Origin of the sequence: Caballeronia zhejiangensis (assembly GCF_022879815.1) — a bacterium.
In the GTDB taxonomy this organism is placed as follows: Bacteria; Pseudomonadota; Gammaproteobacteria; order Burkholderiales; family Burkholderiaceae; genus Caballeronia; species Caballeronia zhejiangensis.
Genome location: NZ_CP084283.1, coordinates 491,212 through 508,830, shown reverse-complemented (window position 1 = coordinate 508,830; position 17,619 = coordinate 491,212). Strand labels below are relative to the sequence as shown.

10 protein-coding genes are annotated in these 17,619 nt (G+C 64.0%); 1 reads left to right on the top strand and 9 read right to left on the bottom strand.

Going from position 1 to position 17,619, the window contains the following annotated elements; all coding sequences use genetic code 11:
• Positions 1-9: 9 nt before the first annotated feature.
• The 4 genes from fghA to LDZ23_RS02385 all read right to left on the bottom strand — a co-directional run bounded on the left by fghA (position 10) and on the right by LDZ23_RS02385 (position 4,771).
• Entirely contained in the window at positions 10-858 is an 849-nt protein-coding gene (gene fghA / locus LDZ23_RS02400; RefSeq protein ID WP_244807721.1) for an S-formylglutathione hydrolase, read from the bottom strand.
• A 22-nt stretch (positions 859-880) separates the two neighbouring features.
• A complete protein-coding gene (locus LDZ23_RS02395; protein WP_244807720.1) occupies positions 881-1,987 on the bottom strand; it encodes an S-(hydroxymethyl)glutathione dehydrogenase/class III alcohol dehydrogenase in 1,107 nt (368 codons plus the stop codon).
• Between the two features lie 27 nt (positions 1,988-2,014).
• A complete protein-coding gene (locus LDZ23_RS02390; RefSeq protein WP_034474373.1) occupies positions 2,015-3,229 on the bottom strand; it encodes an AGE family epimerase/isomerase in 1,215 nt (404 codons plus the stop codon).
• A gap of 108 nt (positions 3,230-3,337) precedes the next feature.
• Positions 3,338-4,771: a xylulokinase gene (locus tag LDZ23_RS02385; protein ID WP_244807719.1), complete on the bottom strand. Its 1,434-nt coding sequence runs from the start codon at positions 4,769-4,771 to the stop codon at positions 3,338-3,340.
• 334 nt (positions 4,772-5,105) lie between these two features.
• On the opposite strand from LDZ23_RS02385, the gene LDZ23_RS02380 reads away from it, so the two are divergent.
• A complete protein-coding gene (locus tag LDZ23_RS02380; protein ID WP_008351297.1) occupies positions 5,106-6,497 on the top strand; it encodes a nucleobase:cation symporter-2 family protein in 1,392 nt (463 codons plus the stop codon).
• A 79-nt stretch (positions 6,498-6,576) separates the two neighbouring features.
• Here the strand turns inward: LDZ23_RS02380 and LDZ23_RS02375 are convergent, their stop codons facing one another.
• The 5 genes from LDZ23_RS02375 to LDZ23_RS02355 all read right to left on the bottom strand — a co-directional run bounded on the left by LDZ23_RS02375 (position 6,577) and on the right by LDZ23_RS02355 (position 17,605).
• Positions 6,577-8,037: an efflux transporter outer membrane subunit gene (locus LDZ23_RS02375; protein WP_244807718.1), complete on the bottom strand. Its 1,461-nt coding sequence runs from the start codon at positions 8,035-8,037 to the stop codon at positions 6,577-6,579.
• A 1-nt stretch (position 8,038) separates the two neighbouring features.
• Positions 8,039-11,218 (bottom strand): efflux RND transporter permease subunit, encoded by a 3,180-nt coding sequence (locus LDZ23_RS02370; protein ID WP_244807717.1) that lies wholly within the window; start codon positions 11,216-11,218, stop codon positions 8,039-8,041.
• Positions 11,219-11,235: 17 nt separating this feature from the next.
• Positions 11,236-12,435, bottom strand: a complete 1,200-nt coding sequence (locus LDZ23_RS02365) for an efflux RND transporter periplasmic adaptor subunit (RefSeq protein ID WP_244807716.1) — start codon at positions 12,433-12,435, stop codon at positions 11,236-11,238.
• 477 nt (positions 12,436-12,912) lie between these two features.
• Positions 12,913-14,439: an efflux transporter outer membrane subunit gene (locus LDZ23_RS02360; protein ID WP_008351304.1), complete on the bottom strand. Its 1,527-nt coding sequence runs from the start codon at positions 14,437-14,439 to the stop codon at positions 12,913-12,915.
• A 1-nt stretch (position 14,440) separates the two neighbouring features.
• Positions 14,441-17,605 carry an efflux RND transporter permease subunit gene (locus LDZ23_RS02355; protein ID WP_244807715.1) on the bottom strand — a complete coding sequence of 1,055 codons (3,165 nt, stop codon included), beginning with the start codon at positions 17,603-17,605 and terminating at the stop codon, positions 14,441-14,443.
• Positions 17,606-17,619: the final 14 nt, after the last annotated feature.

The window sequence follows — 17,619 nt, the reverse complement described above, 5'->3', positions numbered from 1 at the left end:
GACCAAACCTCACCGACACAAAACCCGCGCATGATGCGCGACATGCTCCCCGACGAAGGTAGAAATAAAGAAATACCCGTGGTCATAGCCTTCATGCCGCCGCACGATCAAACTGTGTCCGGCATCACGCGCATTGCGCTCCAAGACATCCGGATGCAACTGCTCGGCGAGAAACTGATCCGCCAGTCCCTGATCGATGAGAATCCCGCCTTCGAACCGAGCAGCCGCATCGCCGAGAATCAACTCGCTCGCATCGTACTGCGCCCACGCCGAACGATCATCGCCGAGATAGCCAGAAAACGCTTTCACGCCCCACGGACACTGCGACGGCGCCGCAATAGGCGCAAACGCCGACACACTCCGATAAAGATCCGGATTGCGCAACGCGAGCACGAGCGCCCCGTGCCCGCCCATCGAATGCCCGAAGATGCCGATACGATCCTCTCGCACCGGCAACTCCGCGAGAACTGTCTCGCGCAACTCCTGCGTCACATACGAGTACATGCGATAACGCCGCGCCCAAGGCTCGCGCGTTGCATCGACATAAAACCCCGCGCCGACGCCGAAATCCCACGAATCCTTCTCGCCCGGAATATCCGCGCCACGCGGCGAAGTATCTGGCGCAATCAGCGCGATGCCGTGCTCCGCCGCGTAACGTTGCGCGCCCGCCTTGATCGGGAACGTCTCTTCGGTGCAAGTCAGGCCGGCGAGATAAAACAACGCCGGCACCTTCGAAGAAGACGCGGCAGCAGGCAAAAAGACGGAAAAGCGCATCGGCAGGCCGATAGTCTGCGATTCATGCCGATAGATGCGCTGCACGCCATCGAAACAACGATGTTCTTCCACGAGTTCCAGCATCGCGTTTTCCTCGCTCAGTAGCTCAATAGATGACGACGGAACGAATCGACTCGCCCTTCTTCATCAGGTCGAAGCCGTCGTTGATCTGCTCCAGCTTCAGATGATGCGTGATCAGATCGTCGATGTTGATCTTGCCTTCCATGTACCAGTCGACGATCTTCGGCACATCCGTGCGGCCGCGCGCGCCGCCGAACGCCGAGCCCTTCCATTCGCGGCCCGTGACGAGCTGGAACGGACGCGTGCTGATTTCCTGCCCCGCCGCCGCCACGCCGATGATGAACGACTGGCCCCAGCCCTTGTGCGTGCATTCGAGCGCCTGACGCATGAGCGTGGTATTGCCGACGCATTCGAACGAATAATCCGCGCCGCCATCGGTCAATTGCACGATGTGATCGACGACGTTCTCCACTTCCTTCGGGTTGATGAAGTGCGTCATGCCGAACTTCTTCGCGAGCTCGACGCGGCCCGGATTGATATCGACGCCGATGATCTTGTCCGCGCCGACCATCTTCGCGCCCTGAATCACGTTCAGGCCGATGCCGCCCAGTCCGAATACGACGACATTCGCGCCCGCTTCCACCTTCGCCGAATACACGACCGCGCCGACGCCCGTCGTCACGCCGCAACCGATATAGCAGACCTTGTCGAACGGCGCGTCCTCGCGCACTTTCGCCACCGCGATCTCCGGCACGACGATGTAATTGGAAAACGTCGACGTCCCCATGTAATGGAACAGCGGTTTGCCATCGAGCGAGAAGCGCGAAGTCGCATCGGGCATGAGGCCTTTGCCTTGCGTCGCGCGAATCTTCTGGCAGAGATTGGTCTTGCGCGACAGACAGAACTTGCACTCGCGGCATTCCGGTGTGTAGAGCGGAATGACGTGATCGCCTTTTCGCAACGTGCCGACGCCCGGCCCGACGTCGACGACGACGCCCGCGCCTTCATGCCCGAGAATCGCGGGGAAAATGCCTTCCGGATCCGCGCCGGAGAGCGTGTAGTAATCGGTGTGGCAGATGCCCGTCGCCTTCACCTCGATCAGCACTTCACCCGCGCGCGGACCTTCGAGATCGACCTCTTCGATCGTCAACGGCTTGCCGGCTTCCCATGCGATTGCTGCTTTCGTTTTCATCGTCTGACTCCCAAGGTTGTGATTGTTTCAGCGCACGATATTCAGGACTTCGTAGCATGCGCCCATCGTGTGATAGTCCGTCTTGCCCGCCGGGCTTTTCTCGTCGCTGTACTGGCGATTGTCGCGCGTGAGAATGCGATACCACGCACCCCACTTGTGATCGACGAAATGCTCCCAGCTATAAGTCCACAGGCGGTCGTAATCGTTCCAGTAACGCGCGGCAAGCGCCGCGTCGCCATCGCGTTGCGCGCGATCCGCGAGCAGCGCGGCCGCCGCGAACGATTCCGCCTGAACCCAGAAATACTTGTCTTCGTCGTAGAACTTGCCTTCGGTGTCGAAGCCATAGACCATGCCGCCGTGCTCGTGATCCCACGACAATTGCAGCGCGCGATCGAACAGCTCGCGCGCACGCGTGACGTGCCACGCCTCCGGCCGATGACGATCGAGGATCAGCAGCAACTTCGCCCATTCCGTCTGATGCCCAGGCTGAAAGCCCCACGGCCTGAAAATATTGCTGCGATCGCCCTTGTTGTAGTCCCAGTCGATCGACCAGTCCGGCTTGTAGTGTTCCCATACGAGCCCGCCCGCGAGCGCGGCCTGCCGATTCACCATGTTGTCCGCGAGCAGCGCCGCGCGATCGAGATAGCGCGCTTCTCCGGTCGCTTCGAACGCGGCGAGCAGCGCTTCGCACGTATGCATGTTCGCGTTCTGCCCGCGATAGTCGGACACTTGCCAGTCCGCGCTCGCCTCGTCCTTGTAAAGGCCGTGCTGCGCGTCCCAGAAGTGCGTCTCCATCAGATGCCAGGTTTCGTCGAGATACGCGCGCGCTTCGTCGAATCCGGCTTCGACCGCCTTCGCATACGCGAGCACGACGAACGCGAGGCCATAGCAATGATTCGTTGCATCCGTGACGTCGCGGCCGTTCAACGTCCACGCATAGCCGCCCGTCTGCGGATTGCGATGAACCTCGCGCAGATATTCGATGCCATGCGCCACGCCGCCGCGATATTCGTCGAGTCCGAAGTGCTTGTAGGCCATCGCATAGTTGAAGACGAAGCGCGTGCTCGACACGAGATGACGCGACGTGCGGTCGTAGATCGTGCCGTCGTTCTTGTAGAAGTGGTAGAAGCCGCCCGCCGGGTCCATGCAGTGCGGATGATAGAAGGTCATCGTGCGCAGCGCGTGATCGAGCAGGAACGCGCGCGAGCGGAAATCGGGATGTGACGGTGACGGTGCGGGCATGGCTGAGTTCGATGTTGTCGTGACGAAGCGAGCTTCAGTTACCGCTCATATGAAGCGTCGCTTCATACTCCCCGGCGCGCATGGCGTCGGGATCCAAGGTACGCAAGTTTAAGCGGACTCGCGCCCGATCGCGAACCAGTCTTCGGTGCGCCGGTACAGATCGATGAAACGGGCGAGCCGCTGATCGAGCGACGGATTCGGACGCGGCGTCGCGGCGAGCGTCGCCTTCGGTGCGAGCGAAGCGATATCGCCGATGCGCCACTGCCCCGCCGCGATGCCGCCGAGCAGCGCCGCGCCTCGCGTCGCCGCGTTCGGGCAATCGACGGCGCGCAGCTCGACGCGCAATGCATCGGCGAGCAACTGCCGCCAGCGCGGATCGACCGAGCCGCCCCCCGCGAGCAGCATCGCATCGAGCGGCGTGCCGTTGGCGCGAATCGCGTCGAGTCCCGCACGCAATGCGAATGCCACGCCCTCGAACGCGGCGCGCATCATCGTGCCGCGCGTGTCCTCGAGGCCGAGTCCGAGCCAGCCGCCGCGCGCGTTCGGGTTCATCCATGGTGAGCGTTCGCCGCTCAGATACGGCAGAAAACTCACCGATGCACTCGCGGACGCGGCGAAGGCGTCGTCGTAGGCGTCGGGCCACGATGCGTAACCGAGCCAGCCGCGCACCGCTTCCAGCGCGACGCCGACGTTCTGCATCGCCGCCATGCGATACCACGCGCCGTTGGCCGCGCGATACGTGTGCAGGCCGTGCACGGGCGCGGGCGCGTCGGCGCACATGACGACGATCTGCCCGCCGGTGCCGGTGGTGAGGAGCGCGTCGCCATCGGCGCAAAGGCCGCTGCCGAGCGCAGCGCACGGCGTATCGCCGGCGCCGACGGCCATCGGAATGCCCGCTTCGAGACCGAGCGCGGACGCCGACGCCGCAGACAACGCGCCGCCGACTTCATGCGATGCCGCGAGCGGCGCGAACCACGCGCGCGGCAAGCCGAGCCGGTCGATCAGCGCCTCGTCCCATTCGCCCGATGGCGCGGCGAGCGCGGTCGCGCACGCATCGGATGCGTCGGTGACGAACGCGCCGCCGAGCTTCGCGCGCAGCCAGTCTTTCGGCTGCAAGGCCCAGCGCGTTTGCGCCGCGATCCGCGGTTCGTTCGATGCGAGCCAGCGCAGCAACGGCCCCGCCATGCCGGGCGCGACCGGATTCGGCTGCGGCTCGCGCCACGCGTCGAGCAGATCGCGGGCACGGGTGTCGGTCCACAGCATCGCGGGGCGAAGCGCGTGGCCATGCGCGTCGGTCAAAACGACGCCGTGCATCTGCCCCGAAAAGCCGATGCCGCGCACCGCTTGACGCTCGTTGGCGGGCAAACGCGATGCTGCGTCGACGAGCGCGCCATACCACGCATCGACGCTGGTTTCGGCCCAGCCGGGCTGCGCGCTCGTCACCGCGTACGCCGCACTCGACGACGCGATGTCGCGTCCGGCTTCATCGACGATCGCGAGCTTGAGGGAGCCCGTGCCGAGATCGATGCCTAAAAAACGCATGGGATTCCGAGTCTGAAAAGGCGTTAGGGAAAACGCGTAAAACGGGGGTTAACCCCGCCATCGCGCGATGAACGTGAAAAATGGACTATACGCGGGGCGTGATGCACATCATAACGACCGTCCGAAGATCGCGGCCTTCCGTCAGGCGACGAATTTCCCTTGATTTGCGTCAAACCCCTTGTGACAGGGCCGTTCGCACGTTTGCGCCGCTCGCGGCGCGCGAGACCCATATCGGCACGCGAACGCGACGTATAGCGCCGCGTGGTCTTGTTCATGGTTGCCGATGCACTTAACTTGGAGGCCATTCAAATGGAAGTAGACATAGGAGAGAGACATGGCTTCAAGTTCGGTGAACCCGTCGGTGCATCCGTGCGACGAACGGCTCCCCGCCGGTCAACTGCTGACGCTCGGCATCCAGCACGTTCTGGTGATGTACGCGGGCGCGGTGGCGGTGCCGCTGATCCTCGGCGCCGCGATGGGCCTGCCGAAAGATCAGGTCGCGTTTCTCATCAGCGCGGATCTGTTCTCGTGCGGCGTCGCCACGCTGATCCAGACGCTCGGCCTGTGGATCTTCGGCATTCGCCTGCCCGTCATCATGGGCTGCACCTTCGCCGCCGTCGGCCCGATGGTCGCGATCGGCACGAATCCTTCGCTCGGCATTCTCGACGTGTTCGGCGCGACCATCGCGGCGGGCGTGATCGGCATCGTCCTCGCGCCGATGATCGGCAAGCTCCTGCGCTTCTTCCCGCCGGTCGTGGTCGGCACGGTGATCGCGGTGATCGGCCTCTCGCTGATGGGCGTGGGCATCAACTGGGCGGCGGGCGGCATCGGCAATCCCGACTACGGCAATCCGGTCTTCCTGCTGCTGTCGCTCGTCGTGTTGTCGCTGATTCTGCTCATCAACAAGTTCGCGCGAGGTTTCATCGCGAATATTTCGGTGCTGCTCGGGATCGTCGTCGGCTTCGTGATCGCCGCGATGCTCGGCCGCGTCGACATGGACGGCGTCGCGCACGCGCCGTGGGTCGGCATCGTGCTGCCGTTCCACTTCGGCATGCCGCATTTCGATGCGCTCTCCGTCGCGACGATGGTCATCGTCATGTTCGTGACGTTCATCGAATCAACGGGCATGTTCCTCGCGGTCGGCGATCTCGTCGAGCGTCCGGTCGACCAGAAGGCGCTCGTGCGCGGCTTGCGTGTCGACGGTCTCGGCACGCTGATCGGCGGCATCTTCAACTCGTTCCCGCATACGTCGTTTTCGCAGAACGTCGGTTTGATCGGCGTGACGGGCGTGAAGAGCCGCTTCGTCTGCGCGACAGGCGGCGTGATTCTCGTCGTGCTCGGCCTCTTTCCGAAAATGGCGCAGGTGGTGGCGTCGGTGCCGCCGTTCGTGCTCGGCGGCGCGGGCATCGTGATGTTCGGCATGGTCGCGGCGAACGGCATCAAGACGCTGTCGCGCGTGGACTTCTCGAAGAATCAGCACAACCTGTTCATCGTCGCGGTGAGCGTCGGGATGGGCATGGTGCCGGTCGTCGCGCCGAAGTTCTTCACGCAACTGCCGCACGCGCTGGAGCCGATCCTTCACAGCGGGATTCTGCTGGCGTCGGTGTCGGCGGTGGTGTTGAACATCGTGTTCAACGGCGTGCGCAAGGAACGCGATGCCGAACGCGATGCGCGTGAAGCCGCGCATGAGTTCGAAGGCGCGGCCCATGCGGGCGACGCGCACTGAGGAGTTTGGGCTGTGCTTGCGTTGAGCGCCGCGGCGGGAGCCGCGGCGTTTTTTTGTTTATCGAAGCGAGGGCCCCGCGTCAGCCCGCATCCGCCGCCCGCGGCGCATCGCCCGTCCGCTCGATCCACCCGCCTCCCAGCGCCTGATACAACGTCACGAGATTCGCCAACCGCTGCGTGCGCGCGGCAATCAGCGTCTGCTGCGCCGAATACAGATCCTGCTGCGCGGTCAGCACGCCGAGATAGCTGTCGACGCCCTGCTTGTATCGCAGCGTCGACAACTCCAGCCGGCGTTGCTGCGCGGCCGTATCGCGCACGAGCGCGGCGATCTGCTGATCGTAGGTGCCGCGCGCGGCGAGACCATCGGCGACATCCTTGAACGCGGATTGAATCGCCTTCTCGTAATTGGCGATCTCGATCTTCTTCTGGATATTCGCGTACTCGAGATTCGCGAACTGATCGCCGTAGATCGGCAAGGTGATGGTCGGCGCAAAGCTCCATCCCGCCGACCCCGCTTTGAACAGACCACCGAGCGTCGGGCTCAGTGTGCCGAGCATGCCGGTCAGCGAAATGTTGGGAAAGAACGCTGCGCGCGCCGCGCCGATGTTCGCATTCGCCGCGAGCAGATTCTGTTCGGCCTCCATGATGTCCGGCCGCCGCAGCAGCAAATCCGACGGCAGACCCGCAGGAATGTCCGCGAGCAGGTCTTGACCGTCGAGCGGCATGCCGCCCGGCAGATCGTCGGGCACCGGCTCGCCGAGCAGCAACACGAGCGCATTGACGGCCTGCGCCCGCGCGCGCTCCTGCGCCTGCAGATTCGCCGCCGCGCCTTCCATCACCGTTTGCGCCTGGCTCACGTCCAGCTCCGACGCGGCGCCGTTGTCGAATTGCAGCTTGACGATCCGGTACGATTCGCTCGCGCTGGCCAGCGTCTGATGCGTCACCTTCAGCAGGTCGTCCGTCTGCAAGACCTGAAGGTACTGCGCCGCCACTTGCGAGACGAGCGAAATCTCCGCAGCCTTGCGCGCATAGGCAGTCGCGAAATATTTCGCGAGCGCCTGATTCCGCATGCTCTGCACCCGACCGAACAGGTCGATCTCCCACGACGCATTCAGGCCCACCGTGTAGGTATTCGAGATGGTCTGATTCAAGAACGACAGATTGTCGGGCTTGCGCGTTTTCGACTGCGCGCCCACGGCGGTGATGGACGGAAGCAGAAGCGTCGTGACGACCTGATACTGCGCCTGCGCGGCCTGCACGTTGAGCATCGCGACGCGCAAGTCACGGTTGTTCTTCAACGCGATGTCGATGAGCCGCTGCAAACGCGCATCGACGAAGAAATCGCGCCAGCCGATATCGGCCGCGGCCACGCCGTTCGCGCTGCGTGCGCCGTCCGGCGTCGCGACCGGCTGCGTCGCGTAGACGCCCTGCGCCGGAAAATTCGCCGACACCGGCGCGGCGGGGCGTTCGTACTTCGGCGCCATCGTGCAGCCGGTCGCCAGTACGGCGACGGCCATTGCAATCAAGGAAAGTCTACGCATGTCAGTGTCCTTCGTTGCCCTGTTGCGCGCGCCGCTGCGCTTCGTAACGCGCGAGCGCGGCATCCGTGTCCTCCTTGTCGCCGCCGAAACGCGAGCGCACCACGACGAAGAACATCGGCACCATGAAAATGGCGAGGAAAGTCGCGGTCACCATGCCGCCGATCACGCCCGTGCCGATCGCGTGCTGGCTGCCCGAGCCCGCGCCGTTGCTGATCGCGAGCGGCATCGTGCCGAGAATGAACGCGAGCGATGTCATGAGAATCGGACGCAGGCGCAGGCGCGCCGCTTCGAGCGCCGCTTCGATCGGCCCCATCTTTTGCGAGAGCTGCAGATCGCGGGCGAACTCGACGATCAGAATCGCGTTCTTCGCCGACAAGCCCACTGTCGTGAGCAAGCCGACCTGGAAGAACACGTCGTTCTCCAGTCCGCGCAGCGACACGGCGAGCAGTGCGCCGACCACGCCGAGCGGCACGACCATGATCACGGAGAAAGGAATCGACCAGCTCTCGTACAGCGCCGCGAGACACAGGAACACGACGAGGATCGAGATGCCGTAAAGAATCGGCGCCTGCGAGCCGGACTGGATCTGCTGATACGACAGCCCCGTCCATTCGTAGCCGATGCCCGCGGGCAGCTTCGCCGCGAGCGCTTCCATCGCGGCCATCGCCTCGCCGGTGGATTTGCCCGGCTTCGCGACACCCTGGATTTCGATCGACGACAGGCCGTTGTAGCGTTCGAGCTTGGGCGAGCCGTAGCTCCATTCGGTCGTCGCGAACGACGAGAACGGCACCATCGAGCCCGACGCGTTGCGTACGTACCAGCTGTTGATGTTCTCCGGCGACATGCGGAACGGCGCATCGCTCTGCATGTACACCTTCTTGATGCGGCTGTCCGTATCGAGGAAGTTGTTCACGTACTTCGACGCCCACGCGATCGAGAACGTCTGGTCGATGCTCGACGGATCGACGCCCTGCGCCAGCGCCTTCTGACGGTCGATGTTCACCTTGAACTGCGGCGCGTCGTTCAGGCCGTTCGGCCGGACCTGCGCGAGCGTCTCGTCCTTCGCGGCCATGCCGAGGAGCATCGCGCGCGCCTGCATCAGCTTTTCGTGGCCGAGACCGGCGCGATCCTGAAGTTCGAAGTCGAAGCCCGACGCCGTGCCCAGTTCCGGAATCGACGGCGGATTCACCGGAAACACGAGCGCGTTCTTGTAGCCCGCGAACGCGCCGTACGTGCGGCCCACCAGCGCTTGCACCTTCTGGTTGGCGCTCGTGCGCTGGGCGAAGTCCTTCAGCCGCACGAAGATGAGACCCGAGTTCTGGCCATGACCGGCAAAGCTGTAACCGTTCACGGTGAACACCGACTCGACGAGCGCGCTTTCCTTCTTCAGCAGATGGCCCGCGACATCGTCCAGCGCGCGCTGCGTCATCTCCTGCGTGGAGCCGGCGGGCGTCGCCACCAGCACGAACATCGTGCCCTGGTCTTCATCGGGCAGGAACGCCTTCGGCAAACGCGCGAACAACATGCCGACCGCCACGATGATCACCACATAGATGACGAGCCAGCGCCCCGAACGCCTGATGACATGCGCCACGCCGCCGTGATACTTCGCCTGGCTCTTCGCGAACGTGCGGTTGAACCAGCCGAAGAAGCCGGTCGTCTTTTCCGTGTGGCCTTCCGGGTGCGGCTTGAGCATCGTTGCGCACAGCGCAGGGGTGAGCACCATCGCGGTGAGCACCGAGAGACCCATCGCCGAGACGATCGTCAGCGAGAACTGGCGATAGATCGCGCCGACCGAGCCGCCCGTGAACGCCACCGGCACGAACACCGCCGCGAGCACGAGCGCCACGCCGACGAGCGCGCCGGTGATCTGACTCATCGCCTTCTTCGTGGCTTCCTTCGGCGACAGTCCCTCTTCGGTCATCACGCGCTCGACGTTTTCGACGACCACGATCGCGTCGTCCACCAGCAAGCCGATGGCGAGCACGAGCCCGAACATCGACAGCGTGTTGATGGAGAAGCCCGCCGCCGCCATGATCGCGAAGGTGCCGAGCAGCACGACCGGCACGGCGATGGTCGGAATGAGCGTCGCGCGCAGGTTCTGCAGGAACAGGTACATCACGAGGAACACCAGCACGATGGCCTCGATGAGCGTCTTGACGACGTCGGCGATCGACTGCTTCACGAACGGCGTGGTGTCGTACGGATACTTCACGACGAGACCGTGCGGGAAGAACTTCGCGAGCTCGTCGACTTTCGCGCGCACCAGATTCGCGGTGGCGAGCGCGTTCGCGCCGGTCGCGAGCTGAATGCCGAATCCGGCAGCCGGACGGCCGTTGTACTGCGTCTCGAAGTTGTAGTTCTCGCCGCCGAGACCGACGCGCGCCACGTCGCGGATACGCACCTGCGAGCCGTCCTGATTCACCTTCAGCAGCACGTTGCCGAACTGCTCCGGTGTGCGCAGCAGCGTCGCTTCGGTGATGGTCGCCTGCATCGACTGACCCGGCACCGCGGGCACGCCGCCGAGCTGGCCGCCCGCGACCTGCACGTTCTGCGAAGTCAGCGCGTTCTGCACGTCGACCGGCGTCAGGCTGAATTTGGTCAGCTTGTTCGGATCGAGCCAAATTCGCATCGCGTACTGCGAGCCGAAGAGCGTGACGGTGCCGACGCCGTTCAGCCGGCCGATCGGATCCTGCACGTGCGACGCCACGTAGTTCGCGAGGTCTTCGCGGCTCATGCTGCCGTCTTCGGACACGAACGCCAGCACGAGCAGGAAGCTGCTGCTCGACTTGGTCACGCTGATGCCGAGCTGCTGCACGACGGCCGGCAGATTGGGCGTGGCCAATTGCAGCTTGTTCTGCACCTGAACCTGCGCGATGTCGGCATTGGTGCCGGCCGCGAACGTCAGCGTGACGGTGGCGGTGCCGCTGTCATCGGAGGTCGAGGACAGATACAGCAGATGGTCGAGACCGCTCATCTGCTGCTCGATCACCTGCGTGACGGTGTTTTCGACGGTCTGAGCGGATGCGCCCGGATAGTTCGCGGAAATCTGGATCGCGGGCGGCGCGATGGTCGGATATTGCGCGACGGGCAGCGTCGTCACCGACGCGAGACCCGCGAGCATCAGAATGATGGCGATCACCCACGCGAAAATCGGGCGATCGATAAAGAACTTGGCCATGGACGTGTCTCCCGTCCTTACGCGCCGGAGGCGGCCGTTGCGTCGGCTTTCGCTTCGGCTTTAGCGTCGGCTTTCGCTTCGGGCTGACGCGCGGGCACGGCCTTCACTTCCATGCCCGGACGCACGTGATCGATGCCCTCGACGATCACGCGATCGCCCGCGTTCAGACCGCTGTCGACGATCCAGCTCTGGCCGAGCGTGCCGGAGGTGACGAGCGGGCGCATCGCGACCTTGTTGTCCTTGCCGACGACCATCGCGAGCGCGGTGCCTTTCTGATCGTGCGTGATGCCCTGCACCGGCACGACGAGCGCCTTCGGATTCACGCCTTGCTCGATGCGCGCGCGCACGAACATGCCCGGCAGCAGCACCCGGTCCTTGTTCATGAAGATCGCGCGCAGCGTCACCGATCCGGTCGACGGATCGACGCTCACATCGCTGAATTGCAGCTTGCCCTGCTCCGGATACTCACGGCCGTCTTCGAGAATCAGCGTGACCTTCGCCGCGTTCGGGCCGTTGGTCGAAAGACGCCCTTCCTGAATCTGACGGCGCAGCTTGAGACCGTCGAGACTCGATTGCGTGAGATCGACGTACATCGGGTCGAGCTGCTGGACGGTGACCATCAGCGTCGCCTGCGCCGCCTGCACGTATGCGCCCGGCGTGACCTGGGAAATGCCGGCCTGACCCGCGACCGGCGACGTGACGTCGGTATAGCCAAGCTTGATCTGCGCGGTGTCGATCGCGGCTTTGGCCGACGCGACATCGGCTTCGGCCTGGCCTTGCGCCGCCACGGCGTTGTCGTAGTCCTGCTTGCTGACCGCGTTCGACGCGACGAGCACCTTGTAGCGCTCGGCCTGCGCCGCGGTCGAGACGAGATTCGCATGGGCCTTCGCGAACGACGCCTTCGCGTTGTTCAGTTGCGCGATATACGGCGCCGGATCGATCTTGTAAAGGCGTTGCCCGGCCTTGACGAGGCTGCCTTCCGTGAATTCGCGGCGCAGCACGATGCCATCGACGCGCGCACGCACCTGGGCATCGAGAAAGGCGCTCGTGCGGCCCGAGAGTTCTGTCGTGACCGGCACAGCGGCCGGCTCGACGATGACAACGCCGACTTCCGGCGTGTGCGGCGCCATCGCGGGATGCTTCTCTCCGCAACCGGCTGCCAGCAAGGCGGCCGTCGTGACACCGATGAGGCGGTATGGAATCCGTATGAGACGCATGGAACGCGAGACCTCTGAGGTTACTGACAATGAAAGGCGCGCGTCTTCGCGTTGACCGCGAGCCGCGCGCAATGTGCTGTCGTGCGATGCGAAAGTCGCTGACCGCGGCGACCGGGGCATTCGTGCGGCCCGCGCGCCTTGGATGGGGCTGGCCGCTTTCGGAAGAAATGCGGCCATATTTTTGGGATAACTGAATGTATGCGACGCTCGCGGCGAGCTTCGTCAACGACTTTTTCGAACGATCGATGGAACGGATCGCGCCGTCACGACTGCGGCAAGCAGCCGATTATAGTTATCGCGCGCAGTGAGGAAGACTAAAGAGTAGGCAGATGTGTGGATCTTTGATGGCAACTGAAACAATGTGCCAAGTCTGTTGCATCACACAGACATCGATGCAAAACGATGTGGAACAAGTTCGAAAGCGCGAAAAAAAGCCCGGCGCGCGGCCGGGCTTCGAGTGCGACGGTTTTAGGCGAATCAGCTCGCCGCGGGCGCCGAGGCTGCTTGCGGCGCGCCTTGCGAGCCGTAGTCGACGGGCGCATCGGCGGGACGCGGCGCGTCGCCGGAACGCTCGATCCATCCGCCGCCCATGAACTGATACAGATCGACGAGGTTCGTCAGTCGATTCAGCCGCGCCGTGATGAGCAGCTGCTGCGCTTCGTAAAGCGCCGTCTGCGCGGTCAGCACCGACAGATAGCTGTCCACGCCATTGCGATAGCGCAGGTCCGACAGCTCCAGACGCCGGCTCTGCGAATTGACGAAGCGCTCGAGCGCCTTGATCTGCTCGTCGAAGGTGCCGCGCGCGGCGAGGCCGTCCGCGACTTCGCGGAACGCGGTCTGGATCGCCTTCTCGTAGTTGGCGATCTCGATGCGCTTCTGCACGTTCGCCAGATCGAGATTGGCCTTGTTCTGGCCGCCCTCGAAGATCGGCACCGTGATCTGCGGCGCGAACGACCACGCAGCCGACCCCGGCTTGAACAGGCCGCCGAGCGTCGGCGACAGCGTGCCGAAGCTGCCCGTCAGCGAGACGCGCGGAAAGAACGCCGCGCGCGCCGCGCCGATATTCGCGTTGGCCGCGAGCAGCGACTGCTCCGCCGCCGCGATATCGGGACGGCGCGTCAGCAGATCGGACGGCAGACCCGCGGGAATGTCGGAGAGCAGATTCTGCGTATCGAGCGGCATGCCGGCCGGCAAATCCGCAGGCAACGGCTCCCCGACGAGCAGCACGAGCGCGTTTTCCGCCTGCGCGCGCAAACGCGACTGCGTCTGCAGATTCGCCTGCGCTTCCTCGACCACGCCTTCGGACTGACGCAGATCGAGTTCGGTGCCGGTGCCGTTCTCGTATTGCAGCTTGGTGATGCGGAACGACTCCTGCGCCGTCTTGAGCGTGTTCTGCGTGACGACGAGTTGATCGTCGTAGGCGAGCATCGTCAGATACTGGTCCGCCACCGACGACACCAGCGAGATCTCCGCCGCCTTGCGCGATTCCGCCGTCGACAGATATTGCGCGAGCGCCTGATCCTTCAGGCTGCGGATGCGCCCGAAGAAGTCGATTTCCCACGACGCATTCAGGCCGACCGAATACTCGTTCGAGATCGTGTTACCGAAGAACGACAGATTCTTCGGCGTGCGCTGCTTCGTCTGCGACGCGGCCGCATCGAGCGTCGGGAACAGACCCGCGCGCGTGATCTGATACTGCGCGCGCGCCGCATCGACGTTGAGCACCGAGACGCGCAGGTCGCGATTGTTCTTCAGCGCGAGCTCGACGATCTTCTGCAGGCGCGCATCGGCGAAGAAATCGCGCCAGCCGATGTCCGGCGCGCTCTGGCCGTTCGCCGTGCGGCCGTTGCTCGCGCTCGAACTCGCATCCGGCTGGTGCGCGTACACGCCGCCTTCCGGAAACGTCTGCGTGACGGGCTCGGGCGGACGCTCGTACTTCGGCTGGAGCGTGCAGCCCGCGGCGAATACCGCCACGGCGGCCGCGATCAAGGAATGTTTAAGCATCTCAGTGTCCTTCCTTACCGTTCGTGCCTTCGATGTCGCCCGACGAACCCGGCGCCGGCACGTCCTTGCTCTTGCTGAACTTGCTGATAACGACGAAGAACATCGGAATCATGAAGATGGCGAGGAAGGTCGCGGTCAACATGCCGCCGATCACGCCGGTGCCGATCGCGTGCTGGCTCGCCGAGCCCGCGCCGTTACTGATCGCGAGCGGCATCACGCCGAGAATGAACGCGAGCGAGGTCATCAGGATCGGGCGCAACCGCAGGCGCGCCGCTTCCATCGCCGCTTCGACCGTCGACATGCCCTGCATCCGCAACTCGCGCGCGAATTCCACGATCAGAATCGCGTTCTTCGCCGACAGACCCACCGTCGTCAACAGGCCGACCTGGAAGAACACGTCGTTTTCCAGACCGCGCAGCGTCGCCGCGAGCAGCGCGCCGAGCACGCCGAGCGGCACGACCATGATGACCGAGAACGGAATCGACCAGCTTTCATACAGCGCCGCGAGACACAGGAACACGACGAGGATCGAGATGCCGTAGAGAATCGGCGCCTGCGAACCCGACTGGCGTTCCTGATAGGAAAGGCCCGTCCATTCGTAGCCGATGCCCGCCGGCAGCTTCGCCGCGATCGCTTCCATCGCGGTCATCGCCTGGCCGGTCGACTTGCCCGCCGCCGCCGCGCCCTGGATTTCCACCGCCGAAATGCCGTTGTAGCGTTCGAGCTTCGGCGAACCGTAGGTCCAGTTGCCCGTCGCGAAGGCGCCGAACGGCACCATCGTTCCGGCGCCATTGCGCACGTACCACTTGTTCAGGTCGTCCGGGTTCATGCGGAACGGACCATCGCCCTGCACGTAGACTTTCTTGATCCGGTTGTCGACGTCGAGGAAGTTGTTCACGTACTGCGACGCCCACGCGATCGAGAATGTCTGATCGATGTCCGATACGGCGATGCCGAGCGCGCTCGCCTTCTCGCGATCGACATTCACCTTGAACTGCGGGGTGTCGTTCAGGCCGTTCGGACGCACCTGTGCGAGCGTCGGATCCTTCGCGGCCATGCCGAGCAGCATGTTGCGCGCTTCCATCAGCTTCGCGTGGCCGAGGCCGCCGCGATCCTGCAGCTCGAAGTCGAAGCCCGCCGCCGTGCCGAGTTCCGGAATCGAAGGCGGATTGACCGGGAAGATCATCGCGTCCTTGTAAGGCGCGAAGTGCATGAACATGCGTCCGACGAGCGCCTGCACCTTCTGGTCGCTGTGCTGACGTTCCGCGTAGTCCTTCATCCGCACGAACACGAGGCCGGAGTTCTGGCCGCGGCCCGCGAACGAGAAGCCGTTCACCGTGAAGACCGATTCGACGATCGATTTCTCGTCCTTCAGCAGATAGTCCTGCACGTCCTTCAGAACGTGCGCGGTGTACTCCTGCGTGGAGCCGGACGGCGCGTTCACGAGCACGAACATCGTGCCCTGGTCTTCATCGGGCAGGAACGACTTCGGCAGACGCAGGAACAGCATGCCCACCGCGACGATCACGACGATATAGATGATGAGCCAGCGTCCCGAGCGGCGAATGACGTGCTGCACGCCGCTGTGATACTTCTCCTGACTCTTGTTGAACGTGCGGTTGAACCAGCCGAAGAAGCCCTTCTTCTCGGGCTCGTGCCCTTCCGGATGCGGCTTCAGGATCGTCGCGCACAGCGCCGGCGTGAGAATCAGCGCGACCATGACGGACAGCACCATCGCCGCGACGATCGTCAGCGAGAACTGACGGTAGATCGCGCCGACCGAGCCGCCGGAGAAGGCCACCGGCACGAACACCGCCGACAGCACGAGCGCCACGCCGACCAGCGCGCCGGTGATCTGCCCCATCGCCTTGCGGGTCGCTTCGCGCGGCGGTAAATGCTCCTCCGACATCACCCGCTCGACGTTCTCCACGACCACGATCGCATCGTCGACGAGCAGGCCGATCGCGAGCACGAGGCCGAACATCGACAGCACGTTGATCGAGAAGCCCACCGCCGACATGATCGCGAACGTGCCGAGCAGAACGACCGGCACCGCGATCGTCGGGATGATCGTCGCCCGCAGGTTCTGCAGGAACAGATACATCACGAGGAACACGAGCACGATGCCTTCGATCAGCGTCTTGACCACTTCCTCGATCGACAGTCGCACGAACGGCGTCGTGTCATACGGATACTTCACCACCAGTCCATGCGGGAAGTATTTCGACAGATCGTCGATCTTCTGGCGGACCAGTTTCGCGGTCTGGAGCGCGTTCGCGCCCGTCGCGAGCTGGATACCGAAGCCGGCCGTCGGCTGTCCGTTGTACTTCGTATCGAAGTTGTAGTTTTCGCCGCCGAGCTCGATCCGCGCGACATCCTTCAGCAACACGCGCGAGCCGTCCTGATTCACTTTCAGCAGGATGTTGCCGAACTGCTCGGGCGTGCGCAGCAGCGTCGCTTCCGTGATGGTCGCCTGGAGCATCTGCCCCGGCACCGCCGGCGTGCCGCCGAGCGCACCCGCCGCCACCTGCACGTTCTGGTTCGTGATCGCGTTCTTCACGTCGACAGGCGTGAGCGCGAAGTTCGTGAGCTTGGTCGCATCGAGCCAGACGCGCATCGCGTACTGCGAGCCGAACAGCGTCGTCGTACCGACGCCGTCGATACGCGAGAGCGGATCCGCCACGTTCGACGCCACGTAGTTCGCGAGGTCGTACTTGCTCATGCTGCCGTCTTCGGACACGAACGCGAGCACGAGCAGGAAGCTCGAACTCGACTTCGTGACCTTCGTGCCCAACTGCTGCACGACTTGCGGAAGCAGCGGCGTCGCGAGCTGCAGCTTGTTCTGCACCTGCACCTGCGCGATGTCCGGGTTCGTGCCCGCCGCGAACGTCAGCGTGACGGTGGCCGTGCCCGAGTCATCGGACGTCGACGACAGGTACAGCAAGTGGTCGAGGCCGGTCATCTGCTGCTCGATCACCTGCGTCACCGTGTTTTCGACGGTGCTCGCGGATGCGCCCGGATACGTCGCGCTGATCTGGATCGCAGGCGGCGCGATCGTCGGATACTGCGCGACCGGCAGCGTGAAGATCGACGCCATCCCCGCCAGCATCAGGATGATCGCGATCACCCACGCGAAGATCGGTCGATCGATAAAAAACTTTGCCATGTAACAGGCTCCCT